General features: G+C 41.0%; 14 protein-coding genes. 10 read left to right on the plus strand and 4 right to left on the minus strand.

All coding sequences use genetic code 11. From position 1 onward, the window contains the following. Positions 1 to 383: 383 nt before the first annotated feature. The 5 genes from BTV98_RS03350 to BTV98_RS03370 all read left to right on the plus strand — a co-directional run bounded on the left by BTV98_RS03350 (position 384) and on the right by BTV98_RS03370 (position 4,042). Positions 384 to 686 carry an integration host factor subunit beta gene (locus BTV98_RS03350; protein WP_068036291.1) on the plus strand — a complete coding sequence of 101 codons (303 nt, stop codon included), beginning with the start codon at positions 384 to 386 and terminating at the stop codon, positions 684 to 686. Between the two features lie 151 nt (positions 687 to 837). Continuing rightward, positions 838 to 1,245, plus strand: coding sequence for a lipopolysaccharide assembly protein LapA domain-containing protein (locus BTV98_RS03355; protein WP_075102885.1), 408 nt, complete (start codon positions 838 to 840; stop codon positions 1,243 to 1,245). Between the two features lie 74 nt (positions 1,246 to 1,319). After that, positions 1,320 to 2,018 carry an orotidine-5'-phosphate decarboxylase gene (pyrF, locus tag BTV98_RS03360; RefSeq protein ID WP_075102886.1) on the plus strand — a complete coding sequence of 233 codons (699 nt, stop codon included), beginning with the start codon at positions 1,320 to 1,322 and terminating at the stop codon, positions 2,016 to 2,018. A gap of 211 nt (positions 2,019 to 2,229) precedes the next feature. Further along, positions 2,230 to 3,027: a metallophosphoesterase gene (locus BTV98_RS03365; RefSeq protein ID WP_075102887.1), complete on the plus strand. Its 798-nt coding sequence runs from the start codon at positions 2,230 to 2,232 to the stop codon at positions 3,025 to 3,027. A 241-nt stretch (positions 3,028 to 3,268) separates the two neighbouring features. Beyond that, positions 3,269 to 4,042: a histidine phosphatase family protein gene (locus BTV98_RS03370; RefSeq protein ID WP_143505634.1), complete on the plus strand. Its 774-nt coding sequence runs from the start codon at positions 3,269 to 3,271 to the stop codon at positions 4,040 to 4,042. Positions 4,043 to 4,153: 111 nt separating this feature from the next. On the opposite strand, the gene rpsT is transcribed toward BTV98_RS03370, so the two are convergent. Next, positions 4,154 to 4,420, minus strand: coding sequence for a 30S ribosomal protein S20 (gene rpsT / locus BTV98_RS03375; protein WP_058369082.1), 267 nt, complete (start codon positions 4,418 to 4,420; stop codon positions 4,154 to 4,156). 476 nt (positions 4,421 to 4,896) lie between these two features. On the opposite strand from rpsT, the gene BTV98_RS03380 reads away from it, so the two are divergent. Further along, positions 4,897 to 5,607 (plus strand): NAD-dependent epimerase/dehydratase family protein, encoded by a 711-nt coding sequence (locus tag BTV98_RS03380; RefSeq protein WP_058369081.1) that lies wholly within the window; start codon positions 4,897 to 4,899, stop codon positions 5,605 to 5,607. Positions 5,608 to 5,775: 168 nt separating this feature from the next. Then, positions 5,776 to 6,294 carry a ribonuclease E activity regulator RraA gene (gene rraA / locus BTV98_RS03385; protein WP_075102997.1) on the plus strand — a complete coding sequence of 173 codons (519 nt, stop codon included), beginning with the start codon at positions 5,776 to 5,778 and terminating at the stop codon, positions 6,292 to 6,294. 118 nt (positions 6,295 to 6,412) lie between these two features. Here the strand turns inward: rraA and BTV98_RS03390 are convergent, their stop codons facing one another. Beyond that, entirely contained in the window at positions 6,413 to 8,047 is a 1,635-nt protein-coding gene (locus BTV98_RS03390; RefSeq protein WP_075102888.1) for a BCCT family transporter, read from the minus strand. 424 nt (positions 8,048 to 8,471) lie between these two features. On the opposite strand from BTV98_RS03390, the gene mfd reads away from it, so the two are divergent. The 3 genes from mfd (at position 8,472) to BTV98_RS03405 (ending at position 14,527) form a co-directional block, all read left to right on the plus strand. Further along, the gene (mfd, locus tag BTV98_RS03395) at positions 8,472 to 12,176 is read left to right on the plus strand and encodes a transcription-repair coupling factor (RefSeq protein WP_075102889.1); all 3,705 of its coding nucleotides are present in this window, start codon (positions 8,472 to 8,474) and stop codon (positions 12,174 to 12,176) included. 205 nt (positions 12,177 to 12,381) lie between these two features. After that, positions 12,382 to 12,813 (plus strand): HIT domain-containing protein, encoded by a 432-nt coding sequence (locus tag BTV98_RS03400; protein ID WP_058369077.1) that lies wholly within the window; start codon positions 12,382 to 12,384, stop codon positions 12,811 to 12,813. Between the two features lie 325 nt (positions 12,814 to 13,138). Then, positions 13,139 to 14,527, plus strand: coding sequence for an adenylate/guanylate cyclase domain-containing protein (locus BTV98_RS03405; protein WP_075102890.1), 1,389 nt, complete (start codon positions 13,139 to 13,141; stop codon positions 14,525 to 14,527). A gap of 133 nt (positions 14,528 to 14,660) precedes the next feature. On the opposite strand, the gene fdx is transcribed toward BTV98_RS03405, so the two are convergent. Both fdx and hscA read right to left on the minus strand, forming a co-directional pair. Further along, complete coding sequence (gene fdx / locus BTV98_RS03410) at positions 14,661 to 14,999, minus strand: ISC system 2Fe-2S type ferredoxin (RefSeq protein ID WP_058369075.1); 339 nt, start codon at positions 14,997 to 14,999, stop codon at positions 14,661 to 14,663. Between the two features lie 117 nt (positions 15,000 to 15,116). Further along, positions 15,117 to 17,009 carry a Fe-S protein assembly chaperone HscA gene (hscA, locus tag BTV98_RS03415; protein ID WP_058369074.1) on the minus strand — a complete coding sequence of 631 codons (1,893 nt, stop codon included), beginning with the start codon at positions 17,007 to 17,009 and terminating at the stop codon, positions 15,117 to 15,119. Positions 17,010 to 17,092 lie beyond the last annotated feature (83 nt).

Consider the following 17,092-nt stretch of genomic DNA (forward strand, 5'->3'; position numbering starts at 1 on the left):
AGTTTTTGTCCAAAAAAATAATATATAAATATATTCGACGTACAGAAATGTTTATTTTTTATTTCTATTGCCAGTAATTTCAGCTATTATTTGCAACTATGAGTAACGAAATGTAAACTACTAATAGATCTTTTGGATGACGTATAATTTAAAACGAGGACTATTTATGTTTTAGTTTTATTCATAATATCGATTCAAAAATACTTTGTGATTTTGATAGTAATTTTAGCTAAAATATTGGTTTAAATGATGTTTTAACCAATTGTTAGTAATAATTGAACAATGATATCTCATTCTTGGTCTAATAGTAGGGTAAGTAATTATTTACCTGTCTATATAAACAACCGAGATGACGACTATAAATTAATAGGGCAACTGTAACGATGCAACAAGCGATTAATAAATCCGACTTTATTAGTAATTTGAGTGTGAGCTGTGACACCATGACTGAGATGGTTGTTGATGATGCTGTACGGGAAATATTAAACTTGATGGTAGATACTTTAGCTAATGATGGCCGTGTTGAGGTCCGAGGGTTTGGTAGTTTTTGTTTGCATCACCGACGTGCTCGCATGGGTCGAAATCCAAAGACTGGAGAGAGCGTACCAGTACCTGCTAAAGCCATTCCTCATTTTAAACCAGGTAAAGCACTGCGTGAAGCGGTCAACGACAAAGTAGCCTCATAGCTGATAAAGGATGATGATTAACAGAACAAGTATAAAGTAATGGGTGCTTATGATTTATCATGACTAATTAGTTATTCAATTTACTTATTTTACCTTTATTAGATATTAATAAGCAGGTGTTTTCGTACATTTTTGCCGAGGTATGCATATCATGCGCTTTATACTGTTCGTTTTATTATTTTTAAGTTTTGCTTATGCGCTTGGTTTGGTGATAGCCAATAATACCGATATTGGCGTGAACCTACTGTTCTTGCAAGCTCCTACGATGAATCTAGGACTATTACTTATACTTTGTCTGATACTTGGTATTGTGATTGGTATACTATTAGCATTGTTAATTTTCCGTGTATTACAGAATAAATGGGAAATATCGCGTTTGCAAAAGTTAAATGCTAATTTGCAAGAACAAATAACTCAGGCCAACGTCGTTATTGATCGTCAAGCGAATGCGCCGACAGTTGAAGAAGTTGTTTATGGTTCGACAGCGACTAACACACATGATACAGCAGCGATCGATGTAGATGAGAATGCTACGCTTACCAAGCAAAAGCGGGACTAAATTATGTAATGGTTAATCAATGATTCACCTATATATATAACGCTTAATAAACTCAATATTGATATGGCAGCACCATGAATAATGTAATTAATTCTCCAGTCATTATCGCTTTAGACAATATGACGATGGAGGCATCAATAGAGTTGGCTGACCAACTAGATCCAGCGCTATGTCGTTTAAAAGTAGGCAAGGAGCTGTTCACTCGTTGTGGACCTGATATTGTAAAAGCGCTACATCAGCGACAATTTGAAGTGTTTTTAGACCTGAAGTTTCACGATATTCCAAATACCACTGCACAGGCAGTATTGGCAGCAGCTGAGCTTGGCATATGGATGATCAATGTTCACGCTAGCGCAGGCTTAGAGGCCATGGCATTGGCTAAACAGCGCTTATTAGACAATGACTTAGATACCTTGCTGATCGCGGTCACAGTTTTGACCTCTATGGACGAGCAAGCATTGACACAAACGGGTATCAATGACGGCTTGGATGCGCAAGTTAGTCGCTTAGCGCAGTTAACCAAGCAAGCTGGTCTGGACGGCGTAGTCTGTTCAGCGCAAGAAGCCAAAACCCTTAAAGCATTATGTGGCCAAGACTTCAAACTTGTAACTCCCGGTATCCGTTTAGCCGAGGATAATGCAGATGATCAAAAACGTATCTGTACACCAAAGCAAGCGTTGAATGATGGCGCTGATTATCTCGTAATAGGACGTTCTATCACGCAGGCTGTGGATCCTACTGCTAAATTACAGACGATACTCAATAGCATCTAATGTTTATAGTATTATAAGAAAGGCAGCTTAAACAGCTGTCTTTCCCTTTTTGTAGGTCGGATAAGAGGTGCTACACTAGTTAACTTTATATGTATATCAGTCGCAAAATTTGGCTTAGCAGTGTCAAACCTACTTGAAGCTGAACGATTACTAAGTATAGTAATTATTCGTTATTTTTCACAATTGATGTCGTTAGATAATATTGGATGTTATGAAATTACAGATTTTAAGTGACTTACATATTGACAGTTATGCACGTCAGTCGCATCCTATAGGGCACATCCCCAAAACTGACGCTGACGTGGTATTAGTAGCGGGAGATACTGCCAATAGCGATAGTGGTATGCCATGGTTACAGGAGCAAGCAGCGCGTCTGCAGGTGCCTCTTGTTACTATCGCAGGCAATCATGAGTACTTCAACGAAGACGTGCTGCATTTTGATAAAAAATTGGCTACTTGGGATAACTATAATGTCGAGTCGCAGCTAGGCGTTCGCGTATTACAGTGTCAGCACCTCGATATTGGTGAGGTACGCATTTTAGGGTGTACGTTGTGGACAGATTATCAATATCAAGCCAATGAAGATACGCTAGTAGTTGCCAAACGTTTTATGCGTGATTATAAGCAGATATATGCAGGTGATGCGCTATTTTCGCCTGAAGTGTCTATCGGGCTGCACGCCCAGCAGCGCCAGTGGTTAAAGCGAGCATTAATTGATGCACAGCAGTTAGGCAAAAAAACAATCGTAATGACCCATCATAGTATCAGCGCCTTATCAGTCTCTGAAAAGTATGCTACGCTGCCGAGTAACGCCGCCTTTGTTAGTGATTTATCCAACTGGATGCATAAGGATTGGGCGCCAACCCTGTGGGTACATGGCCACACTCACGAGGCATTTGATTATCGTATTGGTAATACTCGTGTAATTGTCAATCCTCGAGCTTATCCTAATGAAGTGAGCAGTACTCCGATTGAGTTTGCATGGGACAGAGTAGTAGATATCGATTAGCATGCCTTGAATCGTGTGATTGGTTCAATACTGGCTCCATAATGATAATTGTAAGACATGACTATTTGATGTCCTATCTCTATATGATGTAACGATTATGACAGCTTGTTAGCGACACTTTTATGGCTAGTTGGCTCATATTTCGTTCACTACTACCCAATAATCTGCTACGCTAGCTGCCATGAGTAAATTTTCTGATTCATCACTTCCTGAGCAAGCCAATGCTCAAAAATCTCTTAAGATGAGTGCGCCTGCCCCCGCGCATTTGCCTGATAGTATGATTTCCTCAGTCAGCTTGTTACCTGAGAATAAGCGCTTGATCTTGTTTACCAGACACTCTTTACGTGAGCGCTCTGATGGTAACGGGTTTGCCAGCTACCAGCTGCCACTTACTCCTAGAGGGCGCATATTAGCGAAGTCTTGGGGGCGTTGGTTAGCAGGTCATCTGCCGTATTCTCTCGACGTAGACAGCATCTCAAGCCCTATTGGACGTTGTGTTGATACCGCGCAACTGATGCAAGAAGGAGCAGGGTTACAACGCGATATTGCGCACCAGTCGTTGCTGGTTGAGCCAGGTAGCTTGGTTACTGAGCCTGAGATCGCCAATGCAGTCTTTAAAGAGATTGGTGTACTCAACTTTATCAATCGTTTTTTGCAAGGGAATCTTGAAGGCACAAAAAATGCCTATCAAGGTGGTCTTGATATCTTATCGCTTTTTTATCAAAACCAGCCACAGCATGGGCATTTAATGCTAGCAGTGAGTCATGATACGTTATTGTCTGCTTTTTTGGCGGTAATGTTCGATGTGATTGAGATTGATTGGAACGACTGGCCCAAAATGATGGAAGGCGTGTTTCTATGGTTTGATGATAAACCATTTGAGCAGGCTAATGCTTATTTCGTTTGGCGAGGTGAGGTTTATGTTCGCCCGATCAATACGTTAATGGACAGCTACCGTGCCGCTGGTTTTCATCCTAGCAAGCTATTGTTGCCCCCAGAAGTGAAATGGACATAATATTAAGCTAAAGATTATATTGCTTTTTTGACTATGATATTTCGGATAGATATAAAAAAACCTTGCCACTAGGACAAGGTCTTTTCACGATCAGCGTTAACGCCACTGATCTTAAGCTTGTAGAGCTTTGATAGCTTTGTTTAGACGGCTTTTACGACGAGCAGACTTATTCTTATGAATAATGCCTTTATCAGCCATGCGATCAAGGACAGGTACCGCTTTCTTGTAAGCTTCGGTAGCTGCGTCATAATCTTTAGATTCGATTGCCGCATCAACACGCTTTAGATAGGTACGAACCATAGAGCGTTGTGACGCTGAATTTTGGCGACGTTTGGTGTTTTGACGGGCGCGTTTACGAGCTTGTGCAGTATTAGCCACGCGTATCTCCTTTATGAAAGACAGATAAAAATATGAATGTTGATTGCAATAATGGGTTTAACAATCATTGGTGACGAGCAGCCGTCTCGTCAAGCATGATGTCGATGTTCAATATCAGGTTTTCTAATATTAATGAATCATCGTAAGCGTCATAGCTATTTGGAATAATTAAATAGCTATGACGTGTAAAGCCGGACATCTTAACAAATTATTGCGCTTAGAACAATATATTTGATCATCAAAGCGAAAAGAAGTTGTATGTAACGCTATGCTAATACGTATAAAGTCTAAAATATAAATAAATAACTGATGAATAGTCGAACCATTGTTAAAAACTCTTACAATAAATCATGAATAGTAGCGACAGTTATAGGGTAACTTAGTTATGATACTGCGCTATGATATCGAAACGGTACGATTTGACGGTTATAAATAGTTTTTATAACATTTTACGACTATGATTAAATGGATAGGATATGCAGCGAAAAGCAATTTTAATTGGCGCAACGGGCTTGGTGGGTCAGCATCTTGTCAAACAGCTTAGCGAACTCTATGATACATTAATAGTCATTGCGAGACGTCCACCGCGGTATATAAACGCTAGCATGAGATTCTATCAGGTCAATGATTTTGATAACTTAGCCGACATTTTTGCAAGCGTTGGTGCAGATGCTACAACAGATGCATTTAGTTGTCTTGGTACAACTAAGAAGCAAGCAGGCAGTGATGAGGCTTTTCGAAAAGTAGACTACGACTATAATGTGAATTTTGCCAAGTTATGCGTTAATAAAGGAGTTAAAAACTTTTTTCTATTATCTGCGATGAATGCTGATGTTGATAGCCGGTTTTTATATAACAGAGTAAAAGCAGAGACTGAGCGAGCTATTATGGAACTGGGGTTTGAGCGTTTGGCTATCTTTCGACCTTCATTATTATTGGGTAAGCACAAAGGACGACCGATAGAAAGCATCACTCAAAAAGCTTTTAAAATTATCTCACCTTTAGTCTCTGAGTCATTACCGCTGCACCCTATTTCAGCCAAGCGTGTTGCAATTGCAATGGCAATGACAGCTCATGATATGTACGAACGTCGCAAATACAGTGAATACCGTATTGAGTCAAAGCCTAGTATTACTGACATCATCGAAAACAAAAGGATGCTGACGATGACTCGTGTCAAAAAGTAAACCAAAACACTATCATATCGTTTGGTTGAAACAATTTATGAACATGCTTTTTAAAAAGTAATAGCCTAAGCATTCAATCAATAATAAAACAACACTAACCATCGTAAGACCACAAAATAGCCGATAGTCATTAACAAGGAGTAAATAACTATGTCAGAATCAACAGCAATGAACAAAGAGAACTTTGTCACCTGTGATCTATTGGATGCCAACCCTGAATCACAAGTCTGCTTACCAAATATCGAAGCCAAGTCGTTCTATAGCTTTGGTGCCAAAGATAAATTCTGTGGCGAGATTGTAACTGTCAAATGCTTTGAAGATAACAGCCGTGTAAAGGCGTTATTGAATAGTGACGGTAAAGATAAAAATGGTGAAGGCAAAGTATTGGTCGTCGATGGTGGTGGCTCGATGCGCTGTGCGCTGCTCGGCGATATGATTGCACAGTCAGCGATAGATAATGGCTGGGCTGGTGTCATTGTGTATGGCTGCGTCCGTGATGTCGATGACATGGCACAAATGGATATTGGTGTGATGGCATTGGGCTGCATTCCGCGTAAGTCAACACGCCGAGATGAAGGTCAAACAGATATTGAAATCAGCTTTGGCGATTTAACGCTTAATTCTGGTATGTTCATTTATGCTGATAACAATGGCATTATTGCAAATCATAAGCCTTTAATAGCGTAAATTATTATGGTCATCAAGCTGTTGCGAGGACAAATAAGCATATATTGTCAGTGGTTATAAAGAAAAAACCCAGTTCAAATTATAGAACTGGGTTTTTTGGTTAGAAGTAAATGATTTATCAGTATTTTTCAAGCTCTGAGAGCATCTGTTCGCGCGCTTTATAAATCCTGCGTAGACCAAGCCATAGGCTGATGCACATAACGATTAATACTGAGGTAAAAGGTAAGCCTGTGCTTACTGAGCCTGCTTGGATGGTTTTTAGAGCTTGTGCGCCACCGCCATAGAGCAGAGCAATAGCAATAAGACCTTGAGCAACCGCCCAGAATATACGCTGATATATGGAAGCTTCAAGCTTACCACCTGCTGTAATCGTATCAACCACCAAGGAGCCTGAGTCTGATGAGGTCACAAAAAACACCATCACTAGAATAATAGCAATTAAAGAGGTAATAGTCCCTAAAGGTAGATTTGCCAACATCTGAAACAAGGTCAAGGAGGCATCACTAACGCCCTCTGCCAGCTCACCGACTTGATTGTTATATTGACTCAATCCTGACTGTCCAAATACCGTCATCCAGACGATGGTTACAAGCGTAGGGGCCAACATCACTGAGGTGATAAACTCGCGTACTGTACGGCCTTTTGAGATACGAGCGATAAACATACCTACGAATGGTGACCAACTGATCCACCATGCCCAATAAAACACAGTCCAGCCGTGAAAAAACTCATCATCACCGCGGCCTACAGGATTAGACAAGGGGATAATATAGGTTGCATAATCAACAGCGGTGGCACCGATTTTGCTAAGCAGCCCGAGTGAGTTGCCAACGAAAAACACAAACAATAGCAAGGCTAAAGCAACCAGCATATTGACGTTACTCAAAAGTTTAACCCCGCCATCAAGGCCACGTGCTACTGATATAGTGGCAAGAGCAGTCACCACAACTATAATAGTAATCTCGAGAGAATTACCTGCAAAGTCCCAACCAAACAAATAGTTAAGTCCGCTGGCTGCTTGCTGAGCACCCAAACCTAGTGATGTCGCTAGACCAAATATCGTCGCTAGTACGGCCAATATATCAATAATGTGGCCTGGCAGACCCCACGTTTTCTCTTTAAAAATAGGATAGAATACGGAGCGCATGGTCAGGGGAAAGCGAAAGTTATAAGCAAATAAGGCTAGCGATAAACCAACGACTGCGTAGATACCCCAAGGATGCAAGCCCCAGTGATACATGGTTGCACCCATAGCGGCACGGTAAGCTTCAGGACTGTCTGCTGCTACACCAAGTGGTGTACCTGCCCAACCGCTTGCATAAGCCAATGGCTCAGCCACACTCCAAAACATAAGGCCAATGCCCATACCAGCTGCGAACAGCATGGAGAGCCACGAGCGCCGATTAAAATCAGGTTTTGCATTCATACCGCCAATGCGAATGCTGCCATAAGGAGATACAATTAGTATTAGGCTAAATATCACCATGATATTAGCTGTACTGACAAAGAGCCAGTCAAAACCATTGACTACCCAATCTTTGGTACCATTGAGCCAAGAATTGGCTATTTTAGGCAGTAATAAGGCAAACAATACAAAGCCAACAACGGCAATAGCGGTAAAGAAGAATACCGGTCTGTGTAAATCTAAACCCAATATTTCAGTATTGTTTTCACCAACTGTATGTTCAGTGGTATAGAGCCTGCGACGAAACTTGTCGAGAAGAGGCTTTGGAATCTGTTTTTGCTCGTTCATAGGTGACGAATCTCCTGATGAGTTAGCTGAGCTGGACACCGTCAAAGTATCGACTATTCATTGCTAATCAATAGTTTTTGGCAGCTACAAGCTTTAGATTTTAGGTAATATAAAAATACTGTTGGCGCTTTATCAAGAGTACAAGCTACTTAATAGTTGAGCACTAAAGACTCAATAAGAAGCATGTATAGGAGATGATTGTTCAAAATACTATGCAAAAGTTCATTAAAAGATGAATGTTTTTGAGCAATAGAGAGTTAGCTCAAATTAAACTTTAAAATAGGAATTTTCAAAAGCGTGCCATGTTAACAAACCGTTTAGTTTTGTCAAATCGTAGCAGACCATCAGAGTGGAAATTAGTTTTGGTCAATTGCGAAAATATTCGTATAATAACTGCCAGATTCTTAAATAGATCCTACCTGCTATGTCTATCACTGCTTTAACTGACGCCTTTGCTCCCATTAATGAGCAGCTATTTCCTATTCAGAACTCGCAGAGACGCTGGCTTGCACCCGTACATGGTGCAGTAGGCAGTCTATGGCTGGCAAGTTTGGTCAAAACGACTATATGGGAAGTGGCAGATCGTTTAAAAGTGGTTGTGGCTCGAGATCAAAACCAGCTTAACCAAATAGAGACTGAGCTGGCATTCTGCGGAGTCGATGCTTATGTTTTCCCTGACTGGGAGACGCTAACGTATGATGAGCTGTCTCCGCATCAAGACATCGTTAGTGAACGAATCAACTTATTGACAGATATGCCAACATCGGGCGTACTACTCATCTCAGTACAGGCTTTGATGCACCGCGTTGCACCGCCTAGTTGGCTGATTGGACAACACTTTGATTTAAGTATTGGTGATCAATTTGATATTAATACTCAACGTGAGCTACTGGCAAAAGCTGGTTACCGTGCAGTTGACAATGTATTTGAGCCAGGTGAATTTGCAGTACGTGGTAGCATTATTGATATTTTTGCGATGGGTCAGCCATTTCCACTGCGCCTAGATTTATTTGATGATGAGATTGAGACGATTCGTTTTTTTCATCCGCAAACTCAGCGTACGTTGACCGATGATGATCTAAAGGCTATGGTCTCCGGTAATGATAAAAGTATGGGTCAAGAGTCATTATCGTTATTACATAAATTGCCTGATATCTCTAAACCTATTAAGAAGTTTCAAATACTACCTGCAAAAGAGTTTCCTTTAGAAGAGGGCAGAGACACTTTTCGCATGAATTTTGCTGCAATGTTCCCAAACGCTAGTAGCCGTAAATCTGAGCTACATAAAGATGTGATGGCAGGGATTGCAAGTAGTGGACTTGAGTATTATCAGCCGTTGTTTTTTGATCTAAAAGATTGGCAGCAAGAGAGTAGTTTATTTAATTATTTCCCTAAAGATGCTTTGTTTATCACAGATGAGCGAATCAATGAGCGCCAAGCGGATTACTGGTCGCAAATCCAGCGCCGTTACGAGGAGCGTCGTCATGATATTGATAAACCTATCGTAGCACCAGAGCTATTATACTTGCTATCTAATACGCTTAATGAGTATCTTAATCAATATCCACGGGTAATATTAAGCGCGCGCGAAGAGCTTGCATCTATGACAGATGTAGAAGCTACCAACGACAAAAAAGCAGCATCTGCAGCTGCTCAAATACAAAACAAGCAAGGCCTAGTGACACTGAGCGCCCAAATGCCGCCGCAATTGGCTGTTAATCATCAAAAAGCAGAACCTTTGGCAGAACTGTTGGATTTTTTGAATATGCAGGCGCAAAAAGATACGCCAGTATTAATCGTCGCTGAAACTGCAGGTCGCCGTGAGATTCTCATTGAGCTGTTCAAAGGTAAAATTGATATAAAAACTTACGACAGCTTCAAGGATTTTTTGGCAGCAGACAAGTCTAGTGATAACAATTCAAGCCAAAAACCACATGTTGGTCTGACAGTTGCACCGATTGAGCGCGGAGTCTACGTTCCCGAGCGCTTGGTGCTGATTAGTGAGACTCAGCTGTTCGGTAGGCAAGTGTTGCAAACACGTCGTCGCCGACAAAGTGGCGTATCAGAAGAGTTCTTGGTCAAAAGTGTCACTGAAATGACGCAAGGCAGTCCTATTGTCCATATCGAGCATGGTATTGGTCGCTATAATGGACTCATTATTCTAGATGTGGGTGACGGTGAGCAAGAGTTTATTCATCTAAAATACGCTGATGATGCCAGTATTTATGTACCGGTGGCCAATCTACAAATGATCAGTCGTTATAGTGGCGGTGATCCAGCACTTGCTCCTCTACACAAAATTGGTAGCGGAAAATGGGATAAAGCCAAGCAAAAGGCATTGCAGCAAATTCATGATGTGGCAGCAGAGCTGCTCAACATGCAAGCAAGGCGCGAAGCCAAAGTGGGTATTCATTTTAAAATAGACATCTCACAGTATGATCTATTTGCCAGTCAATTTGCTTTTGAAGAAACCCCGGATCAAGCCAACGCTATTCACGCGGTTATCGAGGACATGAGACAAAACCAACCGATGGATCGTCTTATTTGTGGTGATGTGGGCTTTGGTAAAACAGAGGTTGCCATGCGGGCAGCATTTATTGCCGTGAGCGCCGGTTATCAGGTTGCAGTGTTAGTACCGACTACTTTGCTTGCAGGCCAGCACGAAGACAACTTCCGCGACCGTTTTGCTGATTGGCCTGTCCGTATCGAGACTTTATCACGGTTTGGTGGTAAAAAGCACCAGGGTACGGTACTGGCGGATTTGGCTGCTGGTAAAGTTGATATTGTGATAGGCACGCATAAGCTGTTACAGCCTGACGTCAAGTTTTCTAACTTGGGTTTGATGATCGTTGATGAAGAGCATCGCTTTGGTGTGCGTCACAAAGAGCGTATTAAGGCTATTCAGACTGATGTAGATAGTTTGTCAATGACAGCGACACCGATACCTAGAACGCTTAACATGGCGTTATCTGGTATGCGTGATATGTCTATTATTGCAACCCCGCCTGCACGTCGTTTGGCCATCAAGACGTTTGTCATGCAAAAGACAGACGCTTTAATGAAAGAAGCCATCTTGCGTGAGTTGCTACGCGGCGGGCAGGTATACTTATTGCATAATGATGTAGCGAGCATTGAGCGCATGGCAGAGACTATTCGCGAGCTGGTACCAGAGGCGCGTGTAGGAGTCGCTCATGGACAGATGCAGGAGCGTGAACTTGAACAAATCATGCAGCAGTACTACCATAAAAAATTCAATGTTTTAATTTGCACAACTATTATCGAAACTGGTATCGATGTGCCGAATGCCAATACTATCATTATTGAGCGCGCTGACAAATTTGGTCTGGCTCAGCTGCATCAGTTGCGTGGCCGTGTCGGTCGCAGTCATCATCAAGCATATTGTTATCTATTAGTACCATCGCTTAAGGGTCTCAAAGGTGATGCCAAACGTCGTTTACACGCGATTGAGCGCGCCAATACATTAGGTGCAGGCTTCATGCTAGCGAGTGAAGATTTAGAGATTCGCGGTGCTGGTGAAATCCTAGGCAAACAGCAAAGCGGTAATATGCAGGCAATTGGCTTTAGTCTGTATATGGATATGCTCGAACGGGCTACCAAAGCCATTAAGGCAGGTAAAGAGCCAGATTTGAGCACGCCGTTGTCGCTGACCAGTGAAATCAATTTACATAGCTCAGCATTGATACCAGAAGAGTATTTGCACGATGTGCATCAGCGCCTATTGTTTTATAAACGGATCAGTAACGCGGATAGTAAAGAAGCCTTGATTGATATTCGTACTGAAATGATAGATCGTTTTGGGGTTCTGCCAGATCAAACCAAACAGCTATTTGCCATTCATGACCTGCGCTTACAAACAGAGCCATTAAAAATTAATAAAATTGATGCCAATAGCCATAGTGTGACCTTAGAATTTGCGCCTGATACACCAGTTGACGCGCTGGCAATCATTAAATTAATTCAATCTGATGGTCAGCGTTATCGTATGAATGGCGCTTCAGGTATTCGTTATAATGACGCAGATAAACTTGAGACAGCGCAGCAGCGGGTTACTGCTATTCAAGAGCTACTGCATTATTTTAGCGAACATACAGTAGCCGAACCCGCTTAAATATAAGTCCGATTTTTCTAGTCAAGGGCGCTATATTGTAATCACTTAGACGCAATCGAGTACACAGTTTTGATAAACTGGTACGATCAGCAGTAGGGATTTGTGAATGTTCAACACGCCTTCACAGATAACTGATAAAATAGCGCCATTATATATAGCTGTTAACTGATTTTATTGAAGTTTTATAACAAGAGAAGCCGTTATTATGTTCCAACTACATCCTAAGCTTGCTGCTGATAGTTTTTTAGTAGGGGATTTTCCCTTGTCGACATGTCGTTTGATTAACGATTGTCAGTTTCCCTGGTTGATTTTAGTGCCACGTGTGTCTGGTATCAAAGAATTGTACGAATTGTCTGAATCTGATCAAGCACAATTTTTACGTGAGTCAAGCTGGTTGTCAAGTCAACTCGCCAAGACATTCCAAGCTGACAAAATGAATGTGGCAGCACTTGGTAACCAAGTTCCACAGCTACATTTTCACCATATAGTGCGCTATCAAAATGATCTGCAATGGCCAAATCCAGTATGGGGCGTACCTGCAGTACCATATACGAAGGATGTATTGGCACAAATGCAGCAGACACTGATGATTGCATTGCGAGGCCATCATCAAATGCCATTCGATTGGCGTATGTAGTCATTACTCAATAGCTAGATACAGTGCTTGGCAAATGGTTACGCTTATATTGTCTGCGTTGTTCTGTTTTTGCTTTTGTTATAACAAGAACATTACCTATTGATATTACTGAATGAAAGTAGATCATATTTGAGGTAGGTAATGTTTTTTTTGATTGCTAATGACGTATATTGTTAGCAGCCTATGTTGTTAGTAATTTATACAATATCAAGCCATATTTTTACTACTAATAAATCAGCTATTTTCTCCTTTATTTTACTATTAAAGTTTAACACTTACTCATTTAAGACTTTTTAACTCTTTCCAATCCAAGCGACCATCAAATATGCCTTTTTCAGGTAGATTGAAATCACCGACTTTATTGAAAAATCAAGAACATGCTCGGTTTGACTATCCAGAGATATTAGTCTTACTGCTTACCGTAGCACTTGTTGCTATGCATTTCGAATTTAATTCTATTTCAATGGCACTTTTTGCTATTGTAAGTTTGCCAAGTCTAATGATCTTGGTTTATAACTATCAGCGTCAGCCAAGCTTTTGGACGTCTAATATCGTCGTAGTGCTATTTTCGACAGTCATTGGGAGTATGCAGTTTTGCACGGTATTGTCACTTAGCTTGTCATTGTTGATCGGCATTCGAATCATCTTAAGCGAACCTGAAAATCGACTTAAACTGATTATAGTTTCTGCTGTTACCGCTATCATGTTTTACTATGTCAGTATTACGCTAAATAGCGATATGATGATTTGTAATGAAGACCTTATATCACCCACCATTCTATTAGCTAGTATTATTACTATATTCTGGCAGTTTTGGGGCATATATCATAAATATCTAAGATATGAAAAAACGGCAGAGAAAGCAAAGGGACGACTCAATACTTTAGTATCGGTCATTAGTAAATTAACCCGCTTTATACCTCCGCAAGTCTGGCAACCAATCGTAAAGTCGGACAGTATCGTAGATGTGAATAACAAACGAGCCAAGCTTACGATTATGTTTTCAGATATTGCTGGGTTCACTGAGTTGTCTGATAGTTTAAGCTCTGACAACCTAGCTGATATTTTGAATACTTATATGAAATGTATGACAGTCATTGCCAATAAACATGGCGCGATGCTAGACAAGTTTGTTGGTGATGGCATGATATGTTTTTTTGGTGAACCAAATAGTCGAGGGACGCGGCAGGATGCATTGGACTGCGTGGCCATGGCAATCGACATGCGCCGTGAAATGCGCAGTTTGCGACAAGAATGGCGTTTAATGGGCTTTGAAGGACTTTATGTGCGCATCGGGATCACTACGGGATACTGCCATGTAGGGAACTTTGGTAGTAATAACCGCATTAGTTATACTATTATCGGTAAAGAGGCCAATCTTGCATCTCGTCTTGAGTCGATAGCAGGAAAGGGAGACATTCTTATTAGTCAAAGAACTTATGATTATGTCTGCCACGATTACGAATGCGAATATGCAGGTACCTATCAATTAAAAGGTTTTGATAGCAGTATTAATGCTTGGCAAGTGCTGGACCCTGATGCTAATAAAGGTCGCTTATCCAAGTGGGTAGATCATACGCTACCTGGTTTTAACTTACATCTAAATTTTAAAGACATGCAAAATTATGATTATAAAAAGATTAAAAACAAACTAAACTTTGCGCTTGAACGTATCGAAAAAGAAGAAAAAGAGCATTCTTTAAACAACAAGTAACTGATAAAGAGAGCAATCTATTGTAATCATTATATTTTATAGATGAAGAATATTAACCCTTAAACTAATTAAAAAGCCAGCTATTACAATATAATAGCTGGCTTTTTAGTGTAGCAAAATCTATGCTTAATATTTAATGATTTTCTTTTGCATGGTTGAGCGTATATTTAGGGATTTCTATGGTCAAATCTTTATCTTCAAGCATTACCTGACAAGACAGACGTGAATCCGGTTCCAATCCCCAAGCACGATCTAGTAAGTCGGCTTCAATATCGTCCATTTCTTCTAAACTATTAAATCCCTTACGAACCACGACATGACAGGTAGTACATGCTTTTGACATCTCACAAGCATGCTCGATTTTGACGCCCTTTTCAAGTAAGGCTTTACATAAGTTATCACCAGATTGAAGCTCAACTTCGGTGCCTTCAGGGCAAATCTCATGATGGGGTAGTACAGTAATCTTTGGCATAAATCGTCTGTCCAATACTAATCAATTAAAAATAAAAAAATGAAGCGTTATGAGATAAATTATTATATTAGGTGAGTTATAATTATTAAGTTACAGCCACCAACGAATCTACATATGCTACCAGTCCTGAGCACTTGTACCTGCCATACTGGCTTTGACACTCTGATTCATAATACGAGCAGCAAAAGCATCGCTATGTGGTTTAAGTTTGGCTTGCTCTTTTTCGATAACTGACAAATCATCAGTGTTAAGTGATGTCTGTAATGCTTGAATGTGCTCAATGAGTGACTGCTGCTCCTCAGATGTTAATAAAGAAGCAAACTCGTTAAGTGCTGATTGTAGTGCCAAGACTTCACGCTCTGCTTCTACTTTAGTCTCAATTAGAGAACGCGCATTTTTATCTTCTTCTGCATGCTTAAATCCTGCAGTCAAGAGTTGCTCTTTTTGTTCATCTGACAACCCATAAGAAGGCACAATCTCAATCTGACTCTCTGTCTTTGTCGTGGTTTCTTGGGCACTGACTGTCAACTGTCCATTGGCGTCGATACTAAAAGTCACTTCAATACGAGCAAAACCTGCCTTCATTGGCGGAATACCATATAGCTCAAAACGTCCAAGTGAACGGCAGTTTTCTACTGTCTCACGCTCACCTTGCACTACATGAACAACCATGCCAGTTTGTCCGTCTTGATAAGTGGTAAACACTTGACGTTTTTTGACAGGAATTGGGGTATTACGTGGGATCAATACTTCAACCAAGCCGCCCATTGTCTCAAGACCAAGCGATAATGGTGTCACATCTAATAATAGTAGATTGTCATCACTATCACCGTTAACCAATTGATGCGCTGTCTGAGCCGCGCCTAAAGCAACAACCTCATCTGGATTTAGGCGACAAAGTGGCTGCTTGTTGAAAAAATCAGCTACAACATGCTGAATGGCAGGCATACGCGTAGAACCACCGACCAAAATTACTTCATCTAAGTCAGTGCTAGATAGCTTTGCATCACGCAGTACCTGTTCGCACACACTTAACGTACGGCGACTAACTGGTTCGGTAATAGCGACTAAGTCTTTATGACGTAACACACCTTGATAAGACTGATCGTTAACTACAATGTCGATATCGACTTGATTAGCATCAGTTAACGCTTGCTTATAAGCTTTTGCTTGTTGCGCAAGTATCGACTTGTCATGACGGCTGACATCTTTAGGATCGATGTTTACTTGTTTGATAAGCCAATTGGTCATCAAGCGATCAATATCGTCACCGCCTAAGGCACTATTACCACCCGTTGCTAGTACTTCAAACACGCCATCAGTAAGCTTTAAAATAGAAACATCAAAAGTTCCGCCACCAAGATCATAGATTAAATAATAGCTTTCTTTGTTATCGCTCTTAGCCGAGTCCTCAGCGGGTTTATCAAGACCGTAGGCGACTGCAGCAGCGGTTGGTTCGTTTAATAGACGCAATACATTGATGCCAGCCGCTTGTGCTGCATCTTTAGTCGCTTGACGCTGAGCTTCATCGAAATAAGCCGGTACAGTAATCACCGCACCTTCTATACTGTCTACAGGTAGGGCAGTTGTCGCTCTTTGCTCAAGGGCTGCTAGAATCCGTGCTGATACTTCAACAGGAGATACGTCACCTTGAGCGGTAACAAAAGCTGGCATATCATCTTTATTACCACTTAATTCGTAAGGATGAGAGAATTTGATATCAGCTTGGCTACGGCCCATAAAGCGCTTAGCTGAAACAATCGTATTTTTTGGATCATCCGCTAGATGCGCTAGGGCATCGTAACCAACAAGTGGATTACCAGTGCTTGGATAGTAAACAACAGAAGGTAATAAGGTATCGGTTGTTGTATCTGACTCTAAGACTTGCGCTTTGCCTGAACGCACCACAGCGACCAACGAGCGTGTAGTACCAAGATCAATTCCTAGACCAAAACGATGTTGGTGAGGTTGAGCGCTTTGATTGGGTTCGGCAATTTGCAATAAAGACATAAGATAACTCAAAGATAAAATAAATAAGTGAAATGAAGCAAATCTAGTATGCAGGCGACGATAGTTTAACGGCTAAAGTCTCA

This window comes from Psychrobacter sp. Cmf 22.2, assembly GCF_001921745.1.
In the GTDB taxonomy this organism is placed as follows: domain Bacteria; phylum Pseudomonadota; class Gammaproteobacteria; order Pseudomonadales; family Moraxellaceae; genus Psychrobacter.

Bases quoted from the DNA above. Each gene is read 5' to 3' on its own strand.
- BTV98_RS03380 (WP_058369081.1), top strand. From the start codon at position 4,897: ATGCAGCGAAAAGCAATTTTAATTGGCGCAACGGGCTTGGTGGGTCAG.
- BTV98_RS03405 (WP_075102890.1), top strand. From the start codon at position 13,139: ATGCCTTTTTCAGGTAGATTGAAATCACCGACTTTATTGAAAAATCAA.
- BTV98_RS03390 (WP_075102888.1), bottom strand. From the start codon at position 8,047: ATGAACGAGCAAAAACAGATTCCAAAGCCTCTTCTCGACAAGTTTCGT.
- pyrF (WP_075102886.1), top strand. From the start codon at position 1,320: ATGAATAATGTAATTAATTCTCCAGTCATTATCGCTTTAGACAATATG.
- BTV98_RS03400 (WP_058369077.1), top strand. From the start codon at position 12,382: ATGTTCCAACTACATCCTAAGCTTGCTGCTGATAGTTTTTTAGTAGGG.
- mfd (WP_075102889.1), top strand. From the start codon at position 8,472: ATGTCTATCACTGCTTTAACTGACGCCTTTGCTCCCATTAATGAGCAG.
- rraA (WP_075102997.1), top strand. From the start codon at position 5,776: ATGAACAAAGAGAACTTTGTCACCTGTGATCTATTGGATGCCAACCCT.
- BTV98_RS03365 (WP_075102887.1), top strand. From the start codon at position 2,230: ATGAAATTACAGATTTTAAGTGACTTACATATTGACAGTTATGCACGT.
- fdx (WP_058369075.1), bottom strand. From the start codon at position 14,999: ATGCCAAAGATTACTGTACTACCCCATCATGAGATTTGCCCTGAAGGC.
- BTV98_RS03355 (WP_075102885.1), top strand. From the start codon at position 838: ATGCGCTTTATACTGTTCGTTTTATTATTTTTAAGTTTTGCTTATGCG.
- BTV98_RS03350 (WP_068036291.1), top strand. From the start codon at position 384: ATGCAACAAGCGATTAATAAATCCGACTTTATTAGTAATTTGAGTGTG.
- hscA (WP_058369074.1), bottom strand. From the start codon at position 17,009: ATGTCTTTATTGCAAATTGCCGAACCCAATCAAAGCGCTCAACCTCAC.
- BTV98_RS03370 (WP_143505634.1), top strand. From the start codon at position 3,269: ATGAGTGCGCCTGCCCCCGCGCATTTGCCTGATAGTATGATTTCCTCA.